This is a genomic window from Paraplanobispora siamensis, assembly GCF_016863175.1.
Lineage (GTDB): Bacteria > Actinomycetota > Actinomycetes > Streptosporangiales > Streptosporangiaceae > Planobispora > Planobispora siamensis.
This window is the reverse complement of record NZ_BOOJ01000051.1, coordinates 41,279-66,959: the sequence shown is the minus strand read 5'-3', so window position 1 is coordinate 66,959 and position 25,681 is coordinate 41,279. Positions and strand designations below refer to the sequence as shown.

Genomic DNA, 25,681 nt, shown 5'->3' with positions numbered 1-25,681 from the left:
CCTTAGAGATCGAAGAGGGCGGCGGCGTTGCCGCCGCGGATCGCGTCGCGGGTCTCCCGGTCGAACCCGGCGGCGCGCAGCCGGTCCACGGGGTCCTCGACGCCCATGTCGAAGGGGTAGTCGGAGCCGAGCACGACCCGGGAGGCTCCGGCGGCGCCGACGAGGGCGCGCAGCGCGCCGGGCTCGTAGACGAGCGAGTCGAACCAGATCCGCTCCAGGTAGGCGCTCGGGGGTGCGGCGCAGCCGCGCGCCTCGGGCCGCACCCGCCGGCCGTGGTCGGCCCGGCCCAGGTATGTGGGCAGGTAACCGCCGCCGTGCGCCGCGAGGACCTTCAGCCCCGGGTGCCGGTCCAGCACCCCCGAGAAGATCAGGTGGGAGAGCGCGACGGCGTTCTCGACCGGCTGGCCGACGATGTTGGACAGGTAGAAGCGGTCCAGGCGCTCGTCCAGCGTGCAGCCGAACGGATGCAGGAAGACCACCGCCCCGCTCTCCGCCGCCCGCGCCCAGAACTCCTCGTACGCCGGATCCGACAACTCCCGGCCGGGGGCGTGGGAGGAGATCTCCACGCCCTTCAGGCCCAGGCCGAGAGCGTGGTCCAGGAGTTCCACCATCAGCGAGGGGTGCCGGAGCGGGACCAGGCCCAGGCCGTACAGCCGGTCGGGGGCCTGGGCGCAGTGTTCGGCGACGCCCTCGCCGGCCAGGCGGCAGACCCGCTCGGCGAGGTCCTCGCCGGCCCAGTAGTGGTAGTGCGACGGGGACGGGCTGACGATCTGCACGTCCACCCCGGCGGCGTCCATGTCGGCCAGCCGTACCGGAACCTGCGTGAGCCGGGCGATCCGCTCGCCGACCATCCGGCCCGAGACCGCCAGGGACTCGGGGCCGTTGCGGCGGGCGTCCAGCTCCCGGTGCTCCTGCAGGCCGGGCTGCCCGGCCACCGCCTGCTCGACCTGGGGCAGGATCACGTGCGCGTGCGCGTCGACGGTTCTCATGGGCACGGTGTTCAGGGAAGCGGTGTTCATGGGCGCTGCGTCACCATCGCGGCGATCCGCCCCATCAGGCCCGGCACGTCCGCGTCCGGCACGGGGTTCAGCTGCCAGTCGGCCAGCTGCACGGACGCCTCGACCACGGCCCTCACCCGTTCGAAGCGGCGGTCCATGAAGGCGTCGAACAGCGACTGGTCCAGCCGGTCGCCGGCCAGCAGCAGCTCGGCCAGGACCGCGGCGTCCTCCAGGCACTGGGCGGCGCCCTGGGCCAGGGTGGGCGGGCAGGCGTGCGCGGCGTCGCCGATCAGGACGACGCGCCCGCGGTTCCAGGGCCGCTCCGCCAGCAGGGACTCGAACCAGGTGTAGTTGATGCGGTCCGGGTCGGTGATGTCGGCGCGGATCGTGTCCCAGGCGCCGCCGTACCCCTCGGCCAGGGCCCGCATGCGGGCGGGCTTGTCGGCCTCGGCGATCGACTCGCGCGGCCGGGCCTTCTCCACCAGGTAGGCGTACATGGTGTCCTCGCCGGTCGGGCAGTACCCGGCGATGAAGCACGGGCCGCCGTAGATCAGGTCGGTGCGCTCGACCTCCCCGGGGCGGCGGGTGTGGATGCGCCAGATGCCCATACCTGTCGGCCGGGGGGCGGTGTCGACGCCGATGAGCCGGCGGACCGCGGAGCGGATGCCGTCGGCGCCCACGACCAGGTCGTAGGCCGCCGTGGTCCCGTCGGACAGCTCCGCCCGCACGCCGTCTTCGGTCTCGGTGAGGGCGGTCGCGGTCAGGCCCGGCCGCAGACGCGCCCCGGACTCGTGCACGGCCTTGGTGAGGATCGCGGCCAGCTCGGGACGGTTCATGCCGAGCGTGGCCGGCAGGTCCGGGCCGCCGGTGCGGGCGTCGGGGATCTCGGCGACCAGGTCCCCGCCGGGGGTCCGCAGGCCGAGGGAGTCGAAGGCGAAGCCCGCGGCGCCGACCTGGTCCCAGACGCCGAGGTCGCGCAGCACCCGCAGCGCGTTGCCCTGCAGCGTGATGCCCGAGCCCAGCGCGGCCGGCCTCGAATCGATCTCCGCGATGTCCACGGTGACGCCGCCGCGGGCGAGCAGGATCGCCAGGGCCGATCCGGCGGTGCCGCCGCCGACGATGAGGACGTTCCCTACTGCTGTCATGGAGGCCTCACTTGATGGCGATGGGGTTGACGGGGGATCCCACCGCGCCGGTGACGGGCAGTGGGGCGGCGACGAGGAGGAACTCGTGGACGCCGTCGGCGGCGCAGTGCGCGGCCAGGGCGTCCAGGTCCCACATCTCGCCGATGAGCAGCCCGAGGTGGGGGATGACGACCTGGTGCAGGGGTTGGAAGGCGTGTTCGAACTCGTTCGGCCGCACCTCGAAGCCCCAGGTGTCGGTGGCGATCGCGGCGATCTCGGTGCGGTGCAGCCAGCCGGCGGTGGTGAACGACAGCCCCGGCGCGGGCCCGCCGGCGTAGTCGCCCCAGCCGTCGCTGCGGGCCCGGGCGAGCTGCCCGGTGCGCACGCACACGATGTCGCCGCGGCCGACCGTGACGCCGTGCGCCTCGGCGGTGGCGGTCAGGTGCTCCTCGGTGATCGCGAAGCCGTCCGGCAGCTCGCCGTCGTCGCCGAGGACGCGGCCGACGTCGAGCAGGACGCCGCGGCCCGCGACGGGGGCGGCCAGGTGTTCGATGCCGGTGACCCGGTCGCCCTCGCTGGTGACGACCTTGTCGGCGGGGCGGCCGTTCCAGGCCCGGCCGTGGTCGAAGATGTGGCCCAGGCCGTCCCACTGGGTGGAGCACTGCAGCGGCATGGCGATGACGTCGTCCGCGCCGCCGAACCCGTGCGGGAAGCCCTGGTCTCCGTGGACGGCCTCCATGCCGGTGTCGGTCATGGTGTGCACCGGGTTGGTACGGCGCCGCCAGCCCTTCTGCGGCCCGTCGGCGTCGAAGCTCTGGGACAGGGAGAAGGACACGCCCTGCCGTACGAGAGCCGCACCCGCGCGGCGCCCGGCCTCGTCGATGAAGTTGACGGTGCCCAGGACGTCGTCGTCCCCCCAGCGGCCCCAGTTGGAGTACTTCGCGGCGGCCTCGGCGATGGCGCCCTCGGGGTCGGTCCGGTCCGGCATCACGCGTCCCCCTGGGAAACCTCGGCCTCGGCCACGCACCGGTTGCGCTGCACGCCCAGGCCGGTGATCGTCCCCTCCATCACGTCGCCGGGACGCAGCAGCCGCCCCCAGTGCACGCCGTTGCCGGCCGGGCTGCCGGTGAGCACCAGGTCGCCGGGGAGCAGCTCCACGGTCTGCGAGACGTAGGAGACCAGCCGCGCGACATCGAAGATCATGTCCTTGGTGGACTCGTCCTGCATGACCTCGCCGTTGAGCCGCAGCGTCACCTGCAGGTCGCCGGGGTCGCCGACGAAGGCGGAGGGCACCAGATAGGGACCGAGCGGGGTGAACGTCGGGGCGTTCTTGGCCCGCAGCCAGTCGGTGCCGATCTCCGGCATGTCGCGGCGGAACACCAGCTCGCGGGCCGTGAGGTCGTTGGCGATGGTGTAGGCGGCCACGTGCTCCAGGGCCTCCTCCGGAGCCACCCGGAAGGCCGGGCGGCCGATCACCGCGGCCAGCTCCAGCTCCCAGTCCGGCTTCGCGCACCAGGACGGGATCACCACGTCGTCGTACGGGCCGGTGATCGAGGACGGCAGGCCGATGAACACGTACGGCCGGTCCTCGGCGGCGCGGCGGTCCATCATCGCCGCGACCTCGGCCCGCACCTGCTCGGCCGGGCGGCCGTCCGCGGGCTCGTGCGCCACCGCCAGGTCGATGACGTGGGTGCGGTAGTTGGCGCCGGACTGCAGGATCTGCCGGGGCTCGACCGGGGCGTGCACCCGCAGGTCCGCCAGCGGCAGCCGGGTACCCTCCGGCGATCCGGCGGCGGCCCGCAGCAGCGGCAGGACGGCGTCCCAGCGCTCCAGCAGGGCCCGCGTGGTCAGGTCCGGCGCGCCGAGCGCGGGGACGGTGCGCAGATCCAGGACCCGGTCATCGGTGACCAGGCCGGGGAAGGCGGAGTCGTCTCCTGCGGAGAAGGTGCCGAGCGCGAACGGGCCGGCAAGGGGCGGGGGTGTTTCCACGGTGTTTCCTCCCGGTGCGGTGCCCTTAACCTTGAGCTAACGTGCCGGATCTGGGAAATCGATTCCCCGGATCGCGTTAATCCATCGGACGGATAACCGCCGGGAAGGAGGAGCTGTGAACCTCGCCAGCCTGGACCTGAACCTCGTGGTCGCCCTGCACGCCCTGCTGGAGGAGCGCAGCGTCACCCGGGCCGGCAGGCGGATCGGGCTCAGCCAGCCGGCGGCCAGCGCCGCGCTGGCCAGGCTCCGCCGACACTTCTCCGACGACCTGCTGGCCAGGAAGGGCAACAGCTACGAGCTGACCCCGCTGGGCGCCGCGCTGCGGGAGCCCGCGGCGAACGCCTGCGGAGTGCTGGAGCGGCTGTTCACCAGCCGGGCGGACTTCCGGCCGGGCACCGAGCGGCGCGACTTCACCATCCTGTCCTCCGACTACGCGATCGCGGTCTTCGGCGCCGAACTCGCCCGCGTCCTGCACGCCGAGGCGCCCGGCGTCCGGCTGCACTTCCAGAACATGGACGGAAGGATCGTGGAGGCCACCGACACCGTGCTCGGCGGCGTCGACGGCGTGCTGGTCCCGCACGGGGTGATCAGCGGATTCCCCGCCGTGGAGCTGTACCGCGACGAGTGGGTGTGCCTGGTCTCCGCCGACCACCCCGACATCGGCGAGCGCATCACCATGGAGGACCTGGCCCGCCTGCCCTGGGCGGTCTACCGGCGCTTCTTCGACGCGCCGGTCACCCGGCAGCTGGGCACGCTGGGGCTGGAGCCCCGGGTGGAGGTCTCCGTGCAGTACTTCTCCCTGCTGCCCAACCTGGTGGCCGGGACCCGCCGGGTCACCCTGGTCCAGCGGCGCCTGGCCCGGATGCTGCAGGGGATCGCGCCGGTACGGGTGCTGCCCTGCCCTTTCGAGGCGGTGCCCCTGCAGGAGGCCCTGTGGTGGCATCCCGTGCACAGCCAGGACGCGGCGCACATCTGGCTGCGCGAGACCGCCGCCCGGGTGGCCGCCGGCCTCGACGACCGGCCGGAACCCTCCGGCGCGCTGTAGGGGCCGGGCCCTTCCGGTGTGACGCAGGGGCCGGGCCCTTCCGGTGTGACGCAGGGGCCGGATCCCTCCGGCGTGGTTCGGGGGGCGGACCATCCACCGCGTGGATGCGGGGTATCAGGATTTCCGTCTTCCGCGGACCGCACCCCGTGCCGGACAGTGCTGTGCACCATCCCCGCGACTTCTAGCGAGGCCCGCATGTCCCAGCCGGCCACCGCGAAGCAGGCTGGTGCGCCCCAGCTCGTCCTGCTGCTCATCGGCAGCTGCATGCCCGTGCTCGGCGCCGTCCTGCTCTCCCCGGTCCTGCCCCGCATCAGTGAACATTTCGCCTCAACGCCGGGCGTCGACGTCCTGGTCCCGGTGATCCTGACCATCCCGGCGCTGTTCGTCGCGCTCGGCGCCCCCTTCGCCGGCGCCATCGCCGACCGGTTCGACCGCAAGCGCCTGCTGATCGTCACCATGGTCGGCTACGCGATCGCCGGCACCGCGCCGCTCTACCTGGACTCGATCCAGGCCATCCTGGCCAGCCGCGTGTTCGTCGGCATCTGCGAGGCGGCCATCATGACCTGCTGCACCACTCTGATCGCCGACTACTGGTCCGGCCCGCGCCGCATCCGCTACCTGGGTCTGCAGACCCTCGTCACCACCGTCGCCGCGACCGCGTTCTTCGCGCTCGGCGGACTGCTCGGCGCCGGCGGCTGGCGCACGCCGTTCTGGATGTACGCCGCCGCCGCGCTCGCCGCGATCCCCATGGCGTTCCTCCTCTGGCAGCCCGCCGCGCATCGGGAGGACGCGCGCGACGGGGACCGGCAGCCCTGGCCCTGGCGGACCCTGCTCGTCCCCTCGCTGGTCACCGTGGGCGGAGGCGTCGTCTTCTACACGCTGATCGTCCAGCTCTCCTACGTCCTGGACGGCGTGGGGATCTCCGATCCGGCGGTCATCGGCGGCGTCACCGCGCTCATGTCGCTGGCCACCGCCGTCGGGGCCGGCCTGTTCGCCAGGATCTCCGGCCGCGGGGCGCGCGTGCTGCTCATCGCGGAGTTCGCCCTGTCGGGTCTGGGCCTGCTGCTGATCTCCGCGACCGAGGCCGTCCCCGTGATCGTCGCGGGCGCCGTGCTCACCGGCTTCGCCACGGGACTGCTCCTGCCGACCCTGCTCACCTGGGCGGTCAACCGGCTGCCGTTCGCGCAGCGCGGCCGCGGCACCGGCCTGTGGACCGGGGCCCTGTTCCTCGGGGAGTTCCTCTCGCCCCTGCTGGTCGGCGCCCTGGCCGCGGTGACCGGAGGACTCGGCCTGTCGCTGGGGGTGATCGGCGTGGCGTCCCTGGTGCTGGCCGCCCTGGTGGCCACCGTGCTGACCGTCCCCGCCGCGCCGCTCAGCACCGTGCCCGCCGAACAGGCGTGAGCCGTACGGCCGCGCGGCGCCGTCACGGCTGGCGCGGCCGTACCCGGTGGAAAGAAAATATCGACCACGACACCCCGTGTGCCCGGCGATCCCTTCTCGTCCGGGCACACCTCGCGTGATCATGTCCCTACGGTGCCCGTCGTGGGTCCCCGGATCTTCCGGGGTGAAGGAAAGGCAGCAGTCGATGGCATACGAAGTACGCGGTGTGGTGGCCCGGGCCAAGGGCGAGCCGGTGTCGGTGGAGACGATCCACGTGCCGGACCCCGGACCGGGTGAGGCGGTGGTGACCGTCCAGGCCTGCGGGGTTTGCCACACCGACCTGCACTACCGCGAGGGCGGCATCAACGACGACTTCCCGTTCCTGCTCGGCCACGAGGCCGCCGGCGTGGTCGAGGCCGTCGGCGAGGGCGTGAGCGGTCTGGCCCCGGGCGACTACGTGATCCTCAACTGGCGGGCGGTCTGCGGCCAGTGCCGGGCGTGTCTGCGCGGCCGTCCGTGGTACTGCTTCAACACCCACAACGCGACCCAGAAGATGACCCTGGCCGACGGGACGGAGCTGAGCCCGGCGCTGGGCATCGGGGCGTTCGTGGAGAAGACCCTGGTGGCGGCCGGGCAGTGCACCAAGGTGGACCCGGCGGCGTCGGCGGCCGTGGCCGGTCTGCTGGGCTGCGGCGTGATGGCGGGCCTCGGCGCGGCCATCAACACCGGCGGCGTCACCCGCGGCGACAGCGTGGCCGTCATCGGCTGCGGCGGCGTCGGCGGCGCGGCCGTCCTGGGCTCGTCGCTGGCCGGAGCCGCGAAGATCATCGCGGTGGACGTCGACGACCGCAAGCTGGAGTGGGCCAAGGGCTTCGGCGCGACCCACACGGTCAACTCCCGCACCACCGACGCGGTCGAGGCGATCAGGGAGCTGACCGGCGGCTTCGGCGCGGACGTCGTGATCGAGGCGGTCGGCCGCCCGGAGACCTACAAGCAGGCCTTCTACGCCCGCGACCTGGCCGGGACCGTGGTGCTGGTGGGCGTGCCCACCCCGGACATGACGCTGGAGCTGCCGCTGCTGGACGTCTTCGGGCGCGGCGGCGCGCTGAAGTCCTCCTGGTACGGCGACTGCCTGCCCAGCCGCGACTTCCCCATGCTCATCGACCTGTACCTGCAGGGGCGGCTGAACCTCGACGGGTTCGTCACCGAGACCATCGCGCTGGACGAGGTCGAGCAGGCGTTCACCAAGATGCACCACGGCGAGGTCCTGCGCTCGGTGGTGACCCTGTGAGGGGCGGCGTGACGGGCGGCGCGCGCATCGACCACACCGTCACCTCCGGCACCTTCAGCCTCGACGGTCAGACCTTCGACGTCGACAACAACGTCTGGGTGCTCGGGGACGACGCCGAGTGCGTGGTCTTCGACGCCCCCCACGACGTGGACGCCATCACAGCTCTGGTCGGGGACCGGCGGGTGGTGGCCGTCATCGCCACCCACGCCCACGACGACCACATCAGGGTCGCGCCCGACCTGGCCCGCGCCACCTCGGCACCGGTCCTGCTGCACCCCGGCGACCTGCCGCTGTGGCGGATGACCCACCCCGACCGCGACCCGGACGGCTCCCTGACGGACGGCCAGGTCATCAAGGTCGCGGGCACCCGCCTGGAGGTCCTGCACACCCCCGGCCACGCCCCGGGCGCCGTCTGCCTCCACGCCCCCGACCTGGGTGCGGTCTTCACCGGTGACACCCTCTTCCAGGGCGGCCCCGGCGCCACCGGCCGGTCGTTCTCGGACTTCGGCACCATCGTCGCCTCGATCCGCGAACGGCTGCTGACCTTGCCCGGGGAAACGGTCGTGCACACCGGCCACGGCCCGTCCACGACGATCGGCACCGAGAAACCCCACCTGGAGGAATGGATCCGCCGGGGCCGCTGAACCCGTCCCGGCTTCTCCCGCACGACAGCCCCGCTCCCCGCCCGGCCCGTCCGGGACGGGGAGCGGGTCATGGGCGGGCTCTCACGTGCTCAGTCCTGGGAGCCGGCTGCGGCCTGCCGTCGACCGCCGCTGCGATCTTCGATCCAGGCGTGGCCCTCGTCCCACGAGGTGAACTCCCGCAGGTGCCGGCCGGTGCGTACGTCGAAGACGTGGTATCGGAAACTCCCGCGGCTGCCGGTGCGGATCAGGTCGTACGCCTCGTCCACCGAGCGATACCACACGCACTCGCTGTCCGGGGGACGGGAGGAGGACACATAGGCGAACTCACGGGTGACCGACATGCGACGGATCGTATGCGGCGGCCGATACGCGGACAATGCCGTGATCCATCGTCCCGGCCATCGTACCGCCGTAGACGACACGGCGGCCGTCACCGAGATCGAGCTGCCGGCTCCGGAGGGGAGGATCAGAAGAAGTCGGCGGTCTGGACGTACTCCATCGCCTTGGCGAACACCGGGTCGCTCAGGCGCTGTTCCATCTCCTCGGGGGAGACGTCCTCGACGCGGGTCTGGATCCACCACAGGTTGCCGAACGGGTCCCTGACCCGGCCGACGCGGTCGCCGAAGTACAGGTGCGTGACCTCCGTGACCGACGTGCCGCCCGCTCCGACGGCCTGGCGGTGGGTGGCGTCGGCGTCGGGGACGTACAGGCGCAGGAAGGCCGGGGTGCGCGGCCAGCCCGGTTTGGAGTCGAACATCATCACCACCGCGTTCCCGATGCGCATCTCCGCGTGGCCGATGCGCCCCTCGCCGTCGACCACCCGGGCCAGCTCCACGGCGTCGAAGGCCCGGGTGAGGTAGGACATGAGCCCGGCCGTGTCGTAGGAGATGATCCACGGTGTGACGGTGGTGTAGCCCTCGGGGATCGGCTTGACGGTCATGGTTCCTCCGGGGAGTGTGAGGGTCGTCGATGCGACGCTATTCCGGAAGTAGGCCAGGTTCCGTCCTACAGAGTCAGGAGAGGCCGGACCAGGGGTCCTCGCGTCGCCACAGGGTGGGGAAGTGCACCGGGACGCCCTGCTCGGCGGCGAGGCGGTCGATGACGCGCATGGTGGCGTCGAGATCGTCGCCGAGGTACGGCAGGGCGCGCAGGGGCCTGTCCAGCGGGCGGAAGAAGTCGTCCCAGTGGATGAGGACGACCCGGCGGGCGCCCACCGTCTCGACCGTCTCCCTCCAGTACGCCCGGATGTAGTCCTCGTCCTGGACGCCCAGCTGGCCCACGCCGAGATAGGCCACCTCGGCCGACCACCCGCTCAGGGCGCCCGGGACGAAGCCGGCGCTGCCCTGGATCAGCGCGGTACGGCCGCCCGAGTGCCGGAGCAGCAGGGACCAGGCCTCGCCGCAGCGGTAGGCCGACGCCTTGACCGGCGGCACGACGGGACGGTCGATGGTCCCGGGATAGCGGTCGGGCGGGCAGTGGTGGGACTCGGCCAGCGTCAGCGCGAAGGCGCCGTACTCGACCCGTTCACCCGTCGTGACCTGCACGATCCTGTCACCGGGCAGGCCGCCGCCGCGTCCGACGTTGGCCGCCGACGCGCCGCCGACCAGCCGGGCCCCGGTGCGGGCCGCGACCGCCGCCGCGTCCATCGCGTGGTCGAAGTGGGTGTGCACGGGGACGAGCGCGTCGAGCGAGGTCACCCCGGCCCGTGTCAGAGCGGCGTCGATGCGCGCCCGGTCCGGGGCGATGCGCCGTACGCCCACCGACAGGAGCGAAGGGCGGGAGAAGAATCCGTCGGTCATGACGGCCGAGGTCCCGTCCCGGACGAGGAGGGTGGCCACGCCCAGGAAGGTGACGGACAGACCGGGACCGGCCTCGGGCAGGTCGAAGCGGTCCGCGTAACGGGAGATGTCGGGACGACCGAACCGGATTCTCATCGGGTGACCCTAGCCGAGAGCCGTATTCCGCCGGAAGCTCCCGGCCCTGACCCCCGCCGGACCGCGGCGGCGGAGGACGTTCCGGGAGTACGGCGAGGGATCACCTCCGGTCCGGGAAGCACAGCTCAGGCGGTGTCCAGCAGCCTGCGCGCCGTCTCGACGTGCGGTGGCAGCGGGCGCCGCATCGCCAGTGCCGGGGACAGCCGGCGTACGGCGTCGCGCAGTCCGCGCCTGCCCTCCGGGCCGCGGCGCGCGGCCTCGAACACCTTGCGCGCCACCACCGGCCACGGCCGGCGCATGACGGCGGTGAGCACCATGTTGCGGGCGGCCAGGATCCGCCGGCCGCGGGGGTCGCGCGCGGGCGAGGGGTGATGGTGGGCGACGACGTCGTCGACGTAGGCGAGGTCCCAGCCGGCCGCGGCCAGGTCGAGCGCGAGGCGCTCCTCCTCGCCGTAGAAGAAGACCACGTCGTCGAAGCCCCCGGCGGTCAGGAACGCCTCCCGGCGCACCACCGCGCCGCAGGCCATGAAGCCCAGGACGCTCGGACCCGGCGCGTCCGGCCTGACCTTGAGCGGGGAGTCGGCCATCTCCGCGCAGATCGGGTCGGGCTCCTCCTCGGTACCCACGAGGACGCGCCCGGCCAGCACCGCCAGGCGGGGATGGTCGTCCAGCACGTCGGCGGCGCGCTCCAGCGCCCCGGGCGCCCACCAGGAGTCGTCGTCGGCGAAGGCGACGTACGGCGTGCGGGCCAGCCGTACCCCGACGTTGCGGCCCGGCGCGCCGATGTTGCGGTCCAGCTCCACCACCTCGACATGCGGGAACGCCGTGCGTATCGCGTCGGCGGTGCCGTCGGTGGAGCCGTTGTCGACGAGGATGACCGGGCCCTCGTGGTGCTTCAGCGAGAGTTCCAGTTCGCGGCGGCGGTTCCGGGTGGTCACGACCACCGTCGTGCGGGTCGTCACGTGCTTCTCCTTGCGGCGGGCTCCGGCGACCGCCGCGTTCACGATCCGGTGATCTGCGCCGTTTCTGGCGGCTTCGGTGGTCATCGGCCGTGGATTTCGACCAGGACGAGCTCTTCGATCCTGTGGGAACAGCGGTGCTGAATCAGCATGTGATCGCTGAACGCGGTGCTCCGCGGAGTGATTGCAGCCATACGGCTCTGCTTCCCGGCGTGCGGAGGCCGACACATGAGCCGGAACCGCCCGCGGGCACAGGGCGGCAAAGAAAAACCGGGACGACGGCGGGCGGGGGAAACGCGCGGTCACGCCGCGGTAGGGGAGGGGCAGCACCCCTGCGCCGTCAGCCGGTGACCGGATGGCGGGCCGTACGGCGAAAGCCCTTTCCCTGCGCGGGGTCCGGGCTGTTAGGCTGCGCGCAGGTGTGCCGGGAAGACTGGTCGGCTCTGTTCCCGCATGTCTTCCAGGAGAACCGAAGTATGCTCAGCACCGTCGTTCACGCCATGTCCCCGCACCGCCGCGGGGCCGCGCTGTGAGCGAGGGCGAGCACTCCTCGGCCGGTCTGCACGCGGAGGTCGAGCCGTACGACGACCTGACCGTCCTCCACCTGACCGGGCACCTGAGCGGAGTGACCGCCCCGATGCTCCACGTGCTGCTGGCCAGGGAACTGGCCGCGCGGGTCCCGCCGGTCGTGATCGTGGACGTCAGGGCGCTCGACGCGATCGACTCCTCGGGCTGGGCCATCCTCGACGCCGCCGACCGGCACGCGCGCGACTCCGGCGGCCGGGTGATCGTCACCGGAGTCGACGGCGCGGCGCCGGGGCGCAGGCGGCCTCCGGGAACCATGATCCGGTGACAGTCCCCGGCGCCGGGGCGTCCGGCGATCACCCGGATGGCGGGCATTCGCCGGACTTCGATAACGTCGAGGTCATGCGGCTTCACGTGGGATGCGCGATGTGGACTCACAAACCATGGCAGGGGCGTTTCCTGCCCCATCCGCTTCCCGCCGGGGAGCGCCTGCGGGCCTACGCGACCTGGTGCAACGCGGTCGAGGGCAACACCACGTTCTACGCGACACCGGCCAGGAGCAGCGTGGAGTCGTGGGCGCGCCAGACCCCGCCCGACTTCCGCTTCGTGGTCAAGCTGCCCCGGACGATCACGCACGAGCGCCGTCTCATCGGCGCCGAGGAGGAACTGCGGGCCTTCCTGGAGGCGATCGAGCCGCTGGGCCCGCGGGCCCACGCCCTGTGGGTGCAGCTGCCGGGGTCGTTCGGCCCGGCCGACCTGGCCGTGCTGGCCGGGTTCCTGCGCACGCTGCCCGCCGCCCACCGGTACGCCGTCGAGGTCCGGCACCGCGCGTTCTTCGACGATCCGCAGTCCGGTCGCCAGTTGGAGAGGGTGCTCGCCGGTGCGGACGCCGAGTGGGTCCCCTTCGACACCACCGCCCTGTTCCGGAGCCCTCCGGTCAGTGAAGCGGAGCGGGAGGCCTGGGCGAAGAAGCCGCGCCTGCCGCGCCGGTCGCTCGCCCTGACCGACCGCCCGATCGTGCGCTACATCGGCCGCGACGACGAGGCGGGCACGGTCGAGGGCTGGCAGCACTGGGTCGGCACGGTCGCCGAGTGGCTGCGCGAGGGCCGCTCGCCGACGGTGTTCGTCCACACCCCCGACAACGCCGACGCCCTCGCGCTCGCCCGCCGCTTCCACGACGAGGTGCGTGCCCGCCTGCCCGAGGTCGAGCCGCTGCCCGAGCCGCTCCCGGCCGAGCCGCTGACCCTCTTCTGACCTCCGGCCTGCGCCCGTCAGCGGGGTACGGCCAGCACCCACTCGCGGTCGGGGTCGAGGAACCCGTAGACGGTCAGGCCCACCCGGTTGAGCTCGCGTTCGAGCCGGTCGTCGTCGAGGCGGCGGCTGAGGAAGAAGTGGGTCCAGTGCCGGTCGCCGACGGTGTACTCCATGGTGGCCGCCAGCAGGCCGGGCTCGGGGCGGCTGACGCCGGTCATGCGGACGGTCCGGCCGTCGTCGGTGCGGCGTTCGAACGGCTCGACGGTGTCGTACCACTCGGGCGGCTTGCGCTGCAGGATGACGCGGCCGTCGTCGGCGACGTGCCGGCGGCAGGTGCGGATGAACGCGGCGCGCAGGTCGTCGTCGGCGGTCTCGATGACGAACGACATCAGCAGCACCACCTCGAAGGTCCGCCCCAGGTCCAGGTCCTGGATGGAGGAGCAGACCGTCTCGGCGCCGGAGATGTGGGCGAGCATGTCGGGGGACTCGTCGACCGCGACGACCGGATGGCCCAGGCCGATCAAGGGGTGGGTGATGCGCCCGGTGCCCGCGCCGAGTTCCAGGACGCCCGCGCCGGGCGGGATCACGGAGTGGATGATCTCGGGTTCGCCGTTCGCGGTGAGGGTGGCGTAGTAGTCCACCGCGCAGCCGTCGGGGGTGATCGGGCCCGGGCCGGTGCCGTGGTAGAGGCGTCGTGAAGTCACCCTCCCCATTCTGTGCGGATCGGTTCTGTACGGCGCGCGTCTGCACGGCGCGCGTCTGCACCGCGCGCGGGCCCGGTCACAGCGCCACGGCGGCTCGCGGGGAGCCGCCGTAGACGAGTTTCGGCGGTTTCCCGCCGTACAGCTCGCTGACGGTGACGAACCGGTAGCCCCGTGCGGACAGGCTCTCCAGCACCTTCGGGATCGCCTTCACCGTCGTGGGGTGGATGTCGTGGAACAGGATGACGCCCCCCGGCGACGCCGACTTGACGGCCTTGCGCGCCACCGCGGCGCTGTCGCGGTATCTCCAGTCCTCGGTGTCCACGCTCCACAGGACCACGGGACGCGTCGTCTGGCTGCGGACGGTGCCGTTGAAGGCCCCGTACGGCGGGCGGACGATCTTCGGCGTGACGCCCGCGGCCGCCTTGACGGCCCGGTCGGTGCGGGCCAGCTCGGAGCGGATCTCGGCGCCCGACAGCGTGGTCAGGTTCCGGTGGGACCAGCTGTGGTTGCCGATCTCGTGGCCCGCCTTGACGGCCTGCCGCACCGGCCCGGGGTTGGCGGCGACGTTCTGCCCCACCACGAAGAAGGTGGCGTGGGCCCGGTGGGCCGCCAGGTGGCGCAGGAGCGTGCCGGTGTACCGGCCGGGGCCGTCGTCGAAGGTGAGGGCGATGCACTTGGCCCGGCGGCAGCCGGCCGACTGGCCGGCGGCGCGCACGGGGAACGCCGGCCCAGCCGACATCTCAGCCGGCATCTCAGGTGACATCCCGGGCTCCCCGCCGGCCCGTACGGCATGCCGTGCCCGATGACCGGAGCCCGTCGCCGGTGCCCGTACGGCCTCGGCGGCCGGCGCGGACCGGGCCGCGTCCGCGTGGCCGTCGGCCGCACCGGCCGCCCGGTCGGTGCCGCACGCCGCCGTCAGAGCGGCCACGGCGAGCAGAGCCGCAGCCCACCGCCTCGTTCCCGGTCGCACCGGCAGGCGCGACTCCCCGCTGATCTTCATCGAGTCCCCCCGTCCACCACACGTCCAGCCGTGTGAGGACGCTCTGTATCGTGGCGAAATATGGATCGTTCCAACCATTTCGACAACCGTGAGACGCAACTGGTTCGCGCCGGATGCGCTTTCGGATGGGGACTTCCGTCCCCCGCGGTCCGGGGGACGGGGATGGGAACGGGGACGGGGGATATGCCGCTACTTCTGCTGCGGCGGCCGGACCGGCTCCGCCCGGCCGTCGGAGACGAGCCGTTCGTGCTGCTGCCGGTCCTGCAGCCACTTCAGCGCGGGGGCCACGACGGTGGTCATGGACGCGACCATGAAGGCCGTCAGCTGCCCCTGGTCGAGGTTCACGCCGGGCAGCGCCTGCGTCACCCAGCCCGCGGGCACGGCGGCGGGGAGCACCGGCATCGGGAGCCGTCCCGGGGAAGGCCCCGGCCGGCGGCGCCGGACCGGGGAAACCCCCGGTGCCGCACCCGGGGCGGTGCCGGGGGCGGCGGCCGTACGGTCGCGGGATCAGGACCCGAACGGAGAGCGCCATGACCAAGACCGCGCCGCCAGGAGAGATCGAGATCCCCGGGGCGGGTTCCTTCGCACTCAACGTCCTGCCCGACGTGTTCGACGAGCGGGACCTGTCGTACCGGCCGAGCCTGGCGCCGCTGGAGCCGGTCGTCGACACCCGTGCCGGCCGGTACGTGATGAAGCAGGAGGGCGAGTCCTGCACGGGCCACGCCCTGGCGGCGCTGATCAACAACCTGCTGCGCGACACCGGCGCGCCGGTCAGCCCGTACATGCTCTACGACCTGGCCCGCCGCTACGACGAGTTCGAGGGGACCGCCGACATCGGCTCCTCGCTGCGCGGCGCGCTGAAGGGCTGGTACCACCACGGCGTGCTGCCCGAGGAGGACTGGAGGTTCCCCGACCCGGACCCGCTGCCCGACCTGTCCGACCCCAAGATCCGGGCCGAGTGCCTGCGGCGGCCGATGGGCGCCTACTACCGGGTCGACCTCGCGCGCTTCGACGACCTGCAGTCGGCCATCCGGGAGATCGGCTCGGTCTGCGTGTCCGCCGTCCTGCACGACGGCTGGATCCGGCCCGAACGGGAGCGGCACGACGGCGAGACCATGCACGTGATCAGGCGGCCGCCCCGCCCGACGGCGCTCGGCGGGCACGCCTTCGTCCTGGTCGGCTACAACGCGGTCGGGTTCCTGGTGCAGAACTCCTGGGGCAGGCGGTGGGGGCGCGGCGGGTACGCGACCCTCCCGTACGACGAGCTGGACCTGCTGGACGCCTGGGTGGCGCGGCTGGGCGTGCCCGGCACCCCGTCCGCCGGGAGCATCGGCCGGGTCGCGGACGGACCGCGCATCCGCGCCGTCTCCGCGCCCGACCCGGTCGAGCTGCGGGAGTACGTCGTCAACATCGGCAACGACGGGAAGCTGTCACGCGAGGGGCCGCTCGACAGCTCGCCCGCGCAGATCGACGGGATCTTCACACGGATGAGGGCGGCCCACGAGACCTGGGCGCGGGACGGAGGCGACGGCGCCCGGCACGTCGTGCTGTACGCCCACGGCGGTCTGACCGGCGTCTCCGACGGCTTGCGGATCGCCCAGGCGAACCTCCAGTGGTGGCGCAACAACCGGGTCTACCCGGTATTCTTCTCCTGGCAGACCGGGCCGTGGGACACCCTGATCGACCAGGTCATCGACCTGCTCCGCACGCGGGTGCCCGTCGGGGCGGGACTGGGGTTCTTCGAGGGCGTCGACCGGCTCGCCGAGGCCCTGGCCAGGACCAGGCTCGCGTGGGCGTGGAAGCAGATGAAGGACAACGCCGACCTGGCCTCGGCGCCCGTGACCCGGGAGGTCGACTGGAGGTCGACCGCCGCGGAGGGGCCCGGGGCGACGCTCACCGCGCTGCGCCTGCGCAGGTACGTCACCGAGAACCCGGGCGTGAAGGTGCACCTGGTGAGCCACAGCGCCGGAGCGATCTTCCTGGCCGGGCTGCTGGAACGGCTGGCGGCCCTGCGCGTGCCGGTCGAGACGCTGACCTTCACGGCGCCCGCGATCCGGGTGGACGCCTTCCTGAAGCGCGTGCTCCCGCACCTCGGCAACGGGCAGGTGCGCTCCTTCGCCACCTTCGCGCTGAGCGACCGGCTGGAGCTGGACGACGTGTGCGGCGTGGGCCCGCTGGCCCTGTACCACAAGTCGATCCTGTACCTGGTCTCGCGCGGCTTCGAAGGGCCCAGCAACGGCGAGGAGGTCCCGCTGCTGGGCATGGAGAAGTTCTTCGACAGGCCGGACGGGGACGGCGGCACCCTGCGGAAGAAGATCGCCGGTGTCGGGGGGACGGCGATCTTCTCCCACTCCTTCGCGCAACCGCTCGGTCGTTGCGACGCGACGTCCCACTCCGACTTCGACTCCAACGCGCTGACGATGACCTCGATCGTCGCCCGCGTCCTCGGCCTGAGGGAGCCGGGCGCCGGCAACGGCTACCGGCCGTACGCCCCGAGGCAGCGCTGACCGTACGGCCGGCGGTGCTCCGGGTCAGCCCTGGCCGTCGAGCTGGACGGCGATATCGGTGACCTGGCGGTTCTTGGGGAAGACGCCGATCCGGGAGGCCGTGCCGGTCAGCAGGTCCACCGAGTGGAAGCGGTAGCCGTCGGGGGTCTTCAGGGTGGCGTAGGCGGCGTTGGAGACGGTCACGCCGTTGCGCAGGGTGCTGAAGACGTCGAAGCCGGCGCCCTCGGCCGCGTCCAGGCCCAGCTTGCCGGTGGGGGCGAGGTTCCCGGCGTTCGCCGGGGACTGGACCGACACCTGGTCGGCTGTGGTGTCCACGTCGAACAGCGTGGTCGCGGTGGCGGGGCTGAGGTCGTTGTTGGTGTATCCGGCGCCGGAGACGCCGGTCGCGGTCGCACCGGTCGTGGCCGGCGGGACCGGCGGGTTGGTGAGGGTGCCGTCGGTCGCGGTCGCCCCCCGGGCGGGCGCGCCCATCGGGTCGTCGATGTTGTGCCGCAGGTTCTGCCCGGTGTCGCTGATCACCCGCAGGCGGTTGGCCGCCGGGTTGAAGTCGACGCCGAAGTCGCGGCCGTCGAGCGCCACGGTGAGCTGGGAGACCTTCGTCGCCTTCGTGCCGGCGACGGTGTAGATCCCGCCCTTGTCACCCACGGCGTACAGTTTGCCGTCCTGGACGCGGAAGTCGATGCCGACGACCTTGACGTCGCCGGTCAGCCCGCTGATCCTGCCGAGCCGCGTGACCCGCTGCGGGGCGTCGGCCCGGAACGTGACCAGGGTGTCGTCGCCTACCAGGCCGACGACCTTGGGCGCCGCCGCGTCCCCAGCGTGGGCGGGGACGGCGGCTCCCAGGCAGACGCAGGCCGCCGCCGCGGCGGCGAGGGCCAGTGTGATGCGCATCGTTCATCTCCTCTGATCGGAAGCGGATCGGTTGGAAGCGAATGACCTCCATTCGCCCGGACCCGGCGTCCGGATGAACCCCGCCGCCCGCCGCCCGGCGGCCGTGACCGGGTGAGGGGAAAGAGCCGTATCCTGCCGATCATGACCGTAGGCGTGCTGTTCTGCTCCGACCCGCTGCGGCCCCGGCGGGCCGACCCGCACTTCGCCGCGCAGGCGTCGGCCGTACGCGACCGGGACGGGCGGGTGGCGCTGGTGGACCACGACGCGCTGGAGGCGGGCCGGGCCGGGGAGGCGGTGGCGCGGGTGCCGGACGGGTTCGGCCCGGTCTGGTACCGCGGCTGGATGCTGAGCGCCGAGCGGTACGCGGAGCTGGAGGAGGTTCTGGCGGCCAGGGGCTGCCGCCTGCTCACCGGCGCCGCGGACTACCGGCGCGCCCACGAGCTGCCCGGCTGGCTGCCCTGCTTTCAGGACCTGACGCCGCGCACGGCCGTACTGCCGATGGCGCCGGGCGGGCCCGCGCCGGACGGGCAGCGGCTGACACGGCTGGCGGCAGGGCTGGGAGACGGCGGTTTCGTCGTCAAGGACTACGTCAAGTCGCGCAAGCACGAGTGGCTCGAGGCGTGCTACGCGCCGGACCCGGAGGCGCTGGAACGGGTTGCGGCCCGCTTCGTCGAACTGCAGGGCGAGGACCTGACCGGCGGGCTGGTGGTCCGGGAGTTCGAGCACTTCACCGGCGCGCAGCTGCGGGTGTGGTGGCTGGACGGCGAGCCGGTCTTCACCGGGCCGCATCCGGACAGCCCCGGGGACACGACCGAGGGCCCCGGCGACATGGGAGAGGTGCGCGCGGCGGTGCGGGCGCTGGACGCCCGGTTCGTCACGACCGATCTCGTACGGCGGGCCGACGGGGTCTGGCGGGTCATCGAGGTGGGCGACGGCCAGGTGAGCGACTGGCCGTCGACGGCCGATCCGGGGGTGCTGGCCGACGCGCTGCTCGCCGCCGGGGGATAGCGCCGCAAGCGCCGCTCCCGGCCACGGTCCCGGCGCGTCCGGTCGCGGTCTTGAACGGTGCGGGGCGGTCGCGGTCTTGAACGGCGCGTCTGGTGCGGGGCGGTCGCGGTCGTTAGGCTCGCCGGGTGATCAAGGAACGCGATCTGCGGCTGGGCGACGGCCGTACGCTCCACGTCTACGACACCGGCGAGGACGGCGACGGCCGCCTGGTCGTCTTCTGGCACCACGGCACCCCGAACATCGGCTCGCCCCCGAGACCCCTGTTCCCGGCCGCCGAACGGCTCGGTATCCGCTGGGTGTCGTACGACCGGCCCGGATACGGCGGCTCGACCCCGCTGCCGGGCCGGGACGTGGCGTCGGCTGCCGCCTGCGTCTGCGCGGTGGCCGACGCGCTCGGCATCGGCCGCTTCGCGGTCATGGGGCATTCCGGAGGCGCGCCGCACGCCCTGGCCTGCGGTGCGCTGCTGCCCGGACGCGTGCTCGGCGTCGTGAGCGTGGCCGGACTGGCCCCGTCCGGAGCCGAAGGGCTCGACTGGTTCGCGGGCATGACGCCCTCCGGCGCGGCGTCCCTGCGGGCCGCCGCCGAGGGGCGCGCGGTGAAGGAGGAGTACGAGGCCTCGGCCGAGTACGACCCGGAGATGTTCACCCCTGAGGACCACACCGCGCTCTCCGGGGAGTGGTCCTGGTTCGGCGACGTCGTCGGCCCGGCCACCGCGGCCGGGCCCGGCGGGCTCGTCGACGACGACCTCGCCTACGTCGCCCCCTGGGGGTTCGACCCGGCCGAGGTGACCGCGCCGGTGCTGATCATGCACGGCGGCCGGGACCGGGTCGTGCCCGCTTCGCACGGCGAGTGGCTCGCCCGCCGCTGCCCCTCGGCGGAGCTGCGGCTGTCCCCGGGCGACGGGCACCTGTCGATCATGAACTCCGCCGGATCGGCCCTGGACTGGCTGCGGGCGCGCACGGAGTAGGCCCGGCGGGTTCACCCGGCCGGGGCGGACTCCGCCAGGAGCGCGGTGAGGGCCGGGCCGAGAGGGGCGTCCAGGGTCAGCAGGGCGTCGGCGTCGCCCCGTGTCGGGCCCTGGTTGACGATGACGACGGGGATGGCGCGTTGCGCGGCGTGGCGGACGAACCGGTAGCCGGACATCACGGTCAGCGAGGAGCCGAGGACCAGCAGCAGGCCGGCGCGCTCGGTCAGCGCGTAGCACTCCTCGACGCGGGGCCTGGGCACGTTCTCCCCGAAGAACACCACGTCCGGCTTGAGCAGCCCGCCGCAGCCCAGGCAGTCGACGACGCGGAAGGAGTCGACCTGGTCGTCGTCCAGGACGGCGTCTCCGTCGGGGTTGATCGTGTCGGTCCGGGCGTGCCAGGCGGGGTTGGCCTCGCGCAGGCGCCGGTCGAGCAGCTCTCGGGAGGAGCGTTCGCCGCACCCCAGGCAGCGCACGCGGTCGAGGCCGCCGTGCAGTTCGATCACCTGCCGCGCCCCGGCGGCCTGGTGCAGGCCGTCGACGTTCTGGGTGATGATCCCGGAGATCAGCCCCCGGTCCTGCAGTCCGGCGACCGCGTGGTGACCGGCGTTGGGGGCGGCGCGGGTGATGTGGCGCCATCCCAGGTGGCTGCGCGCCCAGTAGCGCCTGCGGGCGGCGGCGCCGCCGACGAACTTCTGGTAGGTCATCGGCTCGGCCCGCCGTCTGCGGCCGGTCTCCCCGCGGTAGTCCGGGATGCCGGACTCGGTCGACAGACCGGCCCCGCTCAGGACCACCACCTCGCCGTCCGCGACGAGATCGGCCAGCATCCGCAACCGCTGGTCGGCGCTCATGCCCGCCGGGCCGGGTGCGCGGGACGGAGCCGCGGAGGCGGGCCCGGAGGGCACGACCGCCGGGCCGTACGGCGTGCCGAACGCGCTGCCGGGATCCCCGCCCACCACCTGAGCCACATGTCCATGGTGCCCGATGCCCGCGCGTGCCCGAGCCGTGATGCCGGACTCGGGGCGTCTCACATGGGCGTGCAGGTGAGGGAGGGGGCGCCGTTGCCGCCGTTCCAGGAGGCCAGGAAGCCGAAGACGGCCGAGGCCCCGGGGGGGAGGGACCCGTTCCAGCCGGCGTTGCGCACGCTCACGTCGGAGCCGTTCACGGTCAGCGTGCCGTTCCAGATCTGGTTGATCCGCTGGCCGTCGGCGAAGGTCCATCGGACCGTCCAGGCGCTCGTCGCGGCGGTGCCGGTGTTCTTGACCGTGACCTCGCCCTGGAAGCCGCCGGTCCACTGGCCGGCGTTCTTGAACGTGGCGGTGCAACCGCCGGCCGGCGTGACCGTGGGGGTCGCCGTCGGGGTCGCGGTGGGCGTGATGGTGGGGGTCGCCGTCGGGGTCACTGTAGGCGTCACCGTGGGCGTCGGGGAGGACCCGGAAAGCAGGTTCACCAGCGCCGGGTACCACCGGTCGGCGATCTTCCGGTCGCCCGCCGCGTTCGGGTGCACCCCGTCGTAGGTGTCGGTGCCCGTGTTGAAGCCCGTCCACTGGTCGACGACGACTATCGGCGACTGCGGCGTGGAGGTGGCCGAGGCCCAGGCCGGGATCGCGTTGTTGAAGCTGACGGCGCGCTGCGCGCACTCGGAGCAGGTGGGAGGGTTCAGCGGGATGATCTTCGCTACCAGGATCTTCATGCCGGGGTTGCTCGCCCGCATCTGGTTCACCAGCGTGGTGTAGGCGTCGAGGATCGTCGCGGGAGGGACGTTGCTCCACACGTCGTTGGTGCCGAAGTGCATCATCACGACATCGGGCCGGGTGGCCGCCAGCCAGGCGGGCAGCTGGTTCTGTCGGGCCACGTCGGTGGCCAGGAAGCCCCCGTGACCCTCGTTGTCGCCGTCGTGGGCGACCCCGCAGCCCTGCGGCGGCAGGGTGCCGACGAAGTCGACGTTGGTGTGCCCGGTGCTCTGGAGTCTGTTCCACAGCAGGGCCCGCCAGCAGCCGGGGGATCCGGTGATCGAGTCGCCCAACGGCATGATCTTGATGGGGGCGGCGCTGGCCGGTGTGGCGGTCAGCACCAGGAATCCCGCGGCCAGGGTGACGAGCGCCGCCAGCAAGGCGCTGATCCTCGACATCTCTGCTCCCGTCGTCGGCTGCGCAGATCGTAAGGACGGCCGTCGGTGACGGAACAGATCACCGGTCCCGTCGAGCGCCTGACCTGCGGCGCCGCCGGGACCGGTGTGTAAGTTTCAGGATCGGGCGAAGGGCGGGGACGGTGTCCGGGGTGGTGAGGGCCGGTCCCCGGCGGGCGGCCGACGGCGGTATCAGTGGTGGTAGGCGTGGACCACCGCGTGGCCCCTGCCCCGGCCGATGATCCATTTGTTGACCGGGGTCGTGACCAGGAAGGCCACCAGCAGGGCGAAGGCCAGCGCGCCCCAGAACAGGCCGTTGGCGAGCCCGGCGTCCATGGCTCCGGGGATCACGAGCATGACGCCGTTGTCGACGATCTCCATCACGATGATGGACACGGTGTCGGCGGCCAGCGCGAGCTTGATCGCGGTGCCCCAGGCCACCCCGGCCCGGCGCAGCGGGATCAGGGTGAGCAGATAGCCGAAGAAGAAGGCCAGCGCGACGGCCAGGACGATGGTGGGCGCGGTGGACCAGCCCAGCGCGGTGCCGATCACCAGGCCGAGCACCTCGCCGATGGCGCAACCGGTGAGGCAGTGCAGGGTGGCCGAGGCGGCCGTCCGCCAGGTCGTCCTGGCCGGATGACCCCCGTGACCCTCGTGCCCGTGACCCTCGTGCCCGTGACCCTCGTGGTCGCGTGCCTCGTGTCCGTGGTGCCGAGGACTCTGCCCGTGCTCTCCGTGGCCGGCACGGTGCCGGTGGTCTTCGTGTCCGGTGTGGTTCACGTGCTGTGCGGATCCGGACATCGTGTGCTCCTTAACTCGCCGGTGCGGGTCGACGCATATGAACATATACCCCTATGGGGTATAACGCAATCGGCCCTCCGGGCATGCCCGTCTCCCGGGTGCCCATGGGGGGTATCTCGCCCGGGCGTGTCGTAAAAGGTTGTGTAGTCGAACCATGTGGTTGTACGGTCGAACCATGTCATCCATGCTGTCTGCTCATCGGAGCTGCGAGACCCATGTGTCACGACGGGGGCTGCGATCCCGTACGGCCTGCGGAGTCCGCCGATGAGCGGCCGTAACCGCGTCGCGGTCGCCGCCGCCCTCGCCGCCCTCGCCGTCGTCGCGGTCGGGCTGACCGCCCTGAGCGCCACGGCGGGCGACGCCCGGCAGCGGGAGGTGGCGGACCGGGGGCGGACCGTCATGCCGTTCGACCTCGACCGCACCACGCACCGGTTCACCAAGACCGACGGCGGCGGGGTGCAGACCGTCGTCTCCGACGACCCCTCCGACGCCGGGCAGATCCGTCTGATCCGCGAGCACCTCACCGAGGAGGCCGCCCGCTTCGGGCGCGGCGACTTCGGCGACCCGGCCTCCATCCACGGTCCGTCCATGCCGGGCCTGCGCGAGCTGTCGACCGGCTACCGGGACATCGAGGTCGCCTACGCCGAACTTCCCGACGGTGCCAGGCTCACCTACACCGTCTCCGATCCCGCGCTGGTGGCGGCGCTGCACTCCTGGTTCGACGCCCAGGTGGGCGACCACGGCGAACACGCCGAGCACGGCTGACGGACGCCCCCGGACGCCGCGGATTTGTCGGTGGGGGCCGCCATGATGCCGTCATGGCATCGACGTCATCCATCGCCGGATACTGGGACGCTGCGGCCGGGCGCTTCGACGAGGAGGCCGACCACGGGCTGCGCGACGTGCGGGTGCGGGCCGCCTGGGGGCGGCGGCTGCGGGAGTGGCTGCCACCGGCCCCCTCACGGGTGCTCGATCTGGGCTGCGGCACCGGCTCGCTGATGCTCCTGCTGGCCGAGCAGGGGCACCGGCCGGTCGGCGTCGACCTGTCGCCGCGGATGATCGCGCACGCCCGGGCCAAGCTCGCCGGCGCCGGGATCGGCACCGGGGGAGAGGCGATAGTGGGCGACGCCGGAGACCCGCCGGTGGGACCTCGCCGCTTCGACGTCGTGCTGGCCCGGCACCTGCTGTGGACCCTCCCCGACCCCCGGGCAGCGCTGCGCCGCTGGACGGACCTGCTGCGGCCGGGCGGCCGGCTGGTGCTGGTCGAAGGCCGGTGGAACATGCCGGCGGACGGAGCCGGCTACGTCGCCGGGGCCGAGGCCATGCCGTGGATGGGCGGGGTGGGCGCCGCGGTCCTCACCGGGGCCCTGCGCGAGCTGGTGACCGAACTCCGGGTGGAGCCGCTGACCGACCCGATGCTGTGGGGGCGGGAGATCGACGACGAGCGCTACGCCGTGATCGCCACGATTTAATGAAGTGCCGGTGAAGGCGGTCTTCGCCATCATGGCGTGATGAACGCCCCCGCGAGCGGAGTGCGCCTGCCGTGGCAGGACGTGCCCGAGCAGATCCGTCAGGCCGTCGAGGCGCGTCTCGGCGCGCCGGTCGCCGACGCGGTGACCCAGTCCGGCGGGTTCTCACCGGGCGCGGCCGTACGGCTGAGGCTGGGCGACGGCCGGCGTGCGTTCGTCAAGGCCGCCGGTCCCGAGCCGAACCCGTTCACCGCCGACATCTACCGGAGCGAGGCCCGCATCGCCGCGGCGCTTCCCGCCGGTGTGCCCGCGCCCAGGCTGCTGGCCTCGTTCGACTCCGAAGGCTGGGTCGCGCTGCTGTTCGAGGACGTGGACGGCCGCCCGCCGGTCGACCCGTGGCGGGCCGACGAGCTGGACCGGGTCCTGGACTCCCTGACCCGGCTGGCCGAGGAGCTGGCTCCCTCTCCGATCGCCGCCCCGCCCGCCGAGGAGCGCTTCGGCGAGCAGTTCCAGGGATGGCGGCGCCTGGTCGAGGCCCGTGAGACGGGCGCCGACGACCTGGCCGGCCTCGACCCGTGGGCGGTGCGTCACCTGGACGCGCTGGCGGAGACGGAGGCGCGCTGGACGCACGCCATCGCGGGGGACAGCCTGGTCCACGGTGACATCCGGGCGGACAACCTGCTGCTCACCGCCGGCGGGGTGATGGTCGTCGACTGGCCGTGGGCGTTCGTCGGAGCGGGCTGGTTCGATCTGCTGGGCATGCTGCCCAGCGTGCGGATGCAGGGAGGCCCGCCCTCTGAGGAGGTCTTCACCGCTCACCCGGTCGGACGGGAGGCCGACCCCGGAGCGGTGACCACCGTGCTCACCGCGGTCACCGGATACTTCCTCCGGCAGTCCCGCCAGCCCGACCCGCCCGGCCTGCCGACGCTGCGCGCCTTCCAGGGGGCCCAGGGGGAGACCGCTCTGGAGTGGTTGCGCGTACGGACCGGATGGGCCTGAAACGCGCACCCGCCGGACACGTCCGGAAAGCGCGGCCACCCGGCGGATCCGCAAGCCGCTACGGCC

General features: G+C 72.9%; 27 protein-coding genes. 12 read left to right on the top strand and 15 right to left on the bottom strand.

What is annotated here, in order from left to right:
* Positions 1–2 precede the first annotated feature (2 nt).
* The 4 genes from Psi01_RS28845 to Psi01_RS28830 are packed head-to-tail and all read right to left on the bottom strand — an operon-like array spanning position 3 to position 4,111.
* Entirely contained in the window at positions 3–1,019 is a 1,017-nt protein-coding gene (locus tag Psi01_RS28845) for an amidohydrolase family protein (protein ID WP_239128113.1), read from the bottom strand.
* Positions 1,016–2,143 carry an FAD-dependent monooxygenase gene (locus Psi01_RS28840; protein WP_204067268.1) on the bottom strand — a complete coding sequence of 376 codons (1,128 nt, stop codon included), beginning with the start codon at positions 2,141–2,143 and terminating at the stop codon, positions 1,016–1,018. Before Psi01_RS28840 ends, Psi01_RS28845 begins: the two co-directional genes overlap by 4 nt.
* Positions 2,144–2,150: 7 nt before the next feature.
* Positions 2,151–3,110, bottom strand: a complete 960-nt coding sequence (locus tag Psi01_RS28835) for a cyclase family protein (RefSeq protein ID WP_204067267.1) — start codon at positions 3,108–3,110, stop codon at positions 2,151–2,153.
* The gene (locus Psi01_RS28830) at positions 3,110–4,111 is read right to left on the bottom strand and encodes a fumarylacetoacetate hydrolase family protein (RefSeq protein ID WP_204067266.1); all 1,002 of its coding nucleotides are present in this window, start codon (positions 4,109–4,111) and stop codon (positions 3,110–3,112) included. Before Psi01_RS28830 ends, Psi01_RS28835 begins: the two co-directional genes overlap by 1 nt.
* Positions 4,112–4,226: 115 nt before the next feature.
* Between Psi01_RS28830 and Psi01_RS28825 the strand changes: the two genes are divergently transcribed.
* The 4 genes from Psi01_RS28825 (at position 4,227) to Psi01_RS28810 (ending at position 8,471) form a co-directional block, all read left to right on the top strand.
* Positions 4,227–5,156 carry a LysR family transcriptional regulator gene (locus tag Psi01_RS28825; RefSeq protein WP_204067265.1) on the top strand — a complete coding sequence of 310 codons (930 nt, stop codon included), beginning with the start codon at positions 4,227–4,229 and terminating at the stop codon, positions 5,154–5,156.
* 195 nt (positions 5,157–5,351) lie between these two features.
* The gene (locus Psi01_RS28820; RefSeq protein ID WP_204067264.1) at positions 5,352–6,557 is read left to right on the top strand and encodes an MFS transporter; all 1,206 of its coding nucleotides are present in this window, start codon (positions 5,352–5,354) and stop codon (positions 6,555–6,557) included.
* Between the two features lie 184 nt (positions 6,558–6,741).
* The gene (locus tag Psi01_RS28815; RefSeq protein ID WP_204067263.1) at positions 6,742–7,827 is read left to right on the top strand and encodes an S-(hydroxymethyl)mycothiol dehydrogenase; all 1,086 of its coding nucleotides are present in this window, start codon (positions 6,742–6,744) and stop codon (positions 7,825–7,827) included.
* Between the two features lie 8 nt (positions 7,828–7,835).
* Complete coding sequence (locus Psi01_RS28810; protein WP_239128112.1) at positions 7,836–8,471, top strand: MBL fold metallo-hydrolase; 636 nt, start codon at positions 7,836–7,838, stop codon at positions 8,469–8,471.
* Positions 8,472–8,560: 89 nt separating this feature from the next.
* On the opposite strand, the gene Psi01_RS28805 is transcribed toward Psi01_RS28810, so the two are convergent.
* The 4 genes from Psi01_RS28805 to Psi01_RS28790 all read right to left on the bottom strand — a co-directional run bounded on the left by Psi01_RS28805 (position 8,561) and on the right by Psi01_RS28790 (position 11,451).
* Positions 8,561–8,812, bottom strand: coding sequence for a hypothetical protein (locus tag Psi01_RS28805; RefSeq protein ID WP_204067262.1), 252 nt, complete (start codon positions 8,810–8,812; stop codon positions 8,561–8,563).
* A 125-nt stretch (positions 8,813–8,937) separates the two neighbouring features.
* Positions 8,938–9,411 carry a VOC family protein gene (locus Psi01_RS28800; RefSeq protein WP_204067261.1) on the bottom strand — a complete coding sequence of 158 codons (474 nt, stop codon included), beginning with the start codon at positions 9,409–9,411 and terminating at the stop codon, positions 8,938–8,940.
* 73 nt (positions 9,412–9,484) lie between these two features.
* On the bottom strand, positions 9,485–10,405 hold the full coding sequence (locus Psi01_RS28795; protein ID WP_204067260.1) for an MBL fold metallo-hydrolase: 921 nt from the start codon (positions 10,403–10,405) through the stop codon (positions 9,485–9,487).
* Between the two features lie 125 nt (positions 10,406–10,530).
* A complete protein-coding gene (locus Psi01_RS28790) occupies positions 10,531–11,451 on the bottom strand; it encodes a glycosyltransferase family 2 protein (protein ID WP_204067259.1) in 921 nt (306 codons plus the stop codon).
* A gap of 442 nt (positions 11,452–11,893) precedes the next feature.
* On the opposite strand from Psi01_RS28790, the gene Psi01_RS28785 reads away from it, so the two are divergent.
* Together Psi01_RS28785 and Psi01_RS28780 are read left to right on the top strand one after the other, a co-directional pair.
* On the top strand, positions 11,894–12,217 hold the full coding sequence (locus Psi01_RS28785; protein ID WP_204067258.1) for an STAS domain-containing protein: 324 nt from the start codon (positions 11,894–11,896) through the stop codon (positions 12,215–12,217).
* 74 nt (positions 12,218–12,291) lie between these two features.
* On the top strand, positions 12,292–13,143 hold the full coding sequence (locus tag Psi01_RS28780) for a DUF72 domain-containing protein (protein WP_239128111.1): 852 nt from the start codon (positions 12,292–12,294) through the stop codon (positions 13,141–13,143).
* A 17-nt stretch (positions 13,144–13,160) separates the two neighbouring features.
* Here the strand turns inward: Psi01_RS28780 and Psi01_RS28775 are convergent, their stop codons facing one another.
* The 3 genes from Psi01_RS28775 to Psi01_RS28765 all read right to left on the bottom strand — a co-directional run bounded on the left by Psi01_RS28775 (position 13,161) and on the right by Psi01_RS28765 (position 15,249).
* The gene (locus tag Psi01_RS28775; protein WP_204067257.1) at positions 13,161–13,847 is read right to left on the bottom strand and encodes a class I SAM-dependent methyltransferase; all 687 of its coding nucleotides are present in this window, start codon (positions 13,845–13,847) and stop codon (positions 13,161–13,163) included.
* Between the two features lie 76 nt (positions 13,848–13,923).
* Positions 13,924–14,847 (bottom strand): polysaccharide deacetylase family protein, encoded by a 924-nt coding sequence (locus Psi01_RS28770; RefSeq protein WP_239128110.1) that lies wholly within the window; start codon positions 14,845–14,847, stop codon positions 13,924–13,926.
* Positions 14,848–15,036: 189 nt separating this feature from the next.
* Positions 15,037–15,249, bottom strand: coding sequence for a hypothetical protein (locus Psi01_RS28765; protein WP_204067256.1), 213 nt, complete (start codon positions 15,247–15,249; stop codon positions 15,037–15,039).
* A 128-nt stretch (positions 15,250–15,377) separates the two neighbouring features.
* On the opposite strand from Psi01_RS28765, the gene Psi01_RS28760 reads away from it, so the two are divergent.
* A complete protein-coding gene (locus tag Psi01_RS28760) occupies positions 15,378–17,354 on the top strand; it encodes a C1 family peptidase (protein ID WP_204067255.1) in 1,977 nt (658 codons plus the stop codon).
* A gap of 24 nt (positions 17,355–17,378) precedes the next feature.
* Here the strand turns inward: Psi01_RS28760 and Psi01_RS28755 are convergent, their stop codons facing one another.
* Complete coding sequence (locus Psi01_RS28755) at positions 17,379–18,245, bottom strand: DUF4394 domain-containing protein (RefSeq protein ID WP_204067254.1); 867 nt, start codon at positions 18,243–18,245, stop codon at positions 17,379–17,381.
* 141 nt (positions 18,246–18,386) lie between these two features.
* Here Psi01_RS28755 and Psi01_RS28750 point away from each other — a divergent pair, with 141 nt between their 5' ends.
* A complete protein-coding gene (locus tag Psi01_RS28750) occupies positions 18,387–19,253 on the top strand; it encodes an ATP-grasp domain-containing protein (protein ID WP_204067253.1) in 867 nt (288 codons plus the stop codon).
* A 125-nt stretch (positions 19,254–19,378) separates the two neighbouring features.
* Positions 19,379–20,221, top strand: a complete 843-nt coding sequence (locus Psi01_RS28745) for an alpha/beta fold hydrolase (RefSeq protein WP_239128109.1) — start codon at positions 19,379–19,381, stop codon at positions 20,219–20,221.
* Between the two features lie 11 nt (positions 20,222–20,232).
* Here the strand turns inward: Psi01_RS28745 and Psi01_RS28740 are convergent, their stop codons facing one another.
* The 3 genes from Psi01_RS28740 to Psi01_RS28730 form a co-directional block, all read right to left on the bottom strand.
* A complete protein-coding gene (locus Psi01_RS28740; protein WP_204067334.1) occupies positions 20,233–21,069 on the bottom strand; it encodes an NAD-dependent protein deacetylase in 837 nt (278 codons plus the stop codon).
* 176 nt (positions 21,070–21,245) lie between these two features.
* Complete coding sequence (locus Psi01_RS28735; protein WP_204067252.1) at positions 21,246–22,349, bottom strand: cellulose binding domain-containing protein; 1,104 nt, start codon at positions 22,347–22,349, stop codon at positions 21,246–21,248.
* Between the two features lie 189 nt (positions 22,350–22,538).
* Positions 22,539–23,147 (bottom strand): DUF4396 domain-containing protein, encoded by a 609-nt coding sequence (locus Psi01_RS28730; protein WP_204067251.1) that lies wholly within the window; start codon positions 23,145–23,147, stop codon positions 22,539–22,541.
* Positions 23,148–23,411: 264 nt separating this feature from the next.
* On the opposite strand from Psi01_RS28730, the gene Psi01_RS28725 reads away from it, so the two are divergent.
* The 3 genes from Psi01_RS28725 to Psi01_RS28715 are packed head-to-tail and all read left to right on the top strand — an operon-like array spanning position 23,412 to position 25,615.
* Positions 23,412–23,912 carry a hypothetical protein gene (locus Psi01_RS28725; RefSeq protein WP_204067250.1) on the top strand — a complete coding sequence of 167 codons (501 nt, stop codon included), beginning with the start codon at positions 23,412–23,414 and terminating at the stop codon, positions 23,910–23,912.
* A gap of 53 nt (positions 23,913–23,965) precedes the next feature.
* Positions 23,966–24,619, top strand: a complete 654-nt coding sequence (locus Psi01_RS28720) for a class I SAM-dependent methyltransferase (RefSeq protein ID WP_204067249.1) — start codon at positions 23,966–23,968, stop codon at positions 24,617–24,619.
* Positions 24,620–24,658: 39 nt separating this feature from the next.
* Positions 24,659–25,615, top strand: coding sequence for a phosphotransferase family protein (locus Psi01_RS28715; protein ID WP_204067248.1), 957 nt, complete (start codon positions 24,659–24,661; stop codon positions 25,613–25,615).
* Positions 25,616–25,681: the final 66 nt, after the last annotated feature.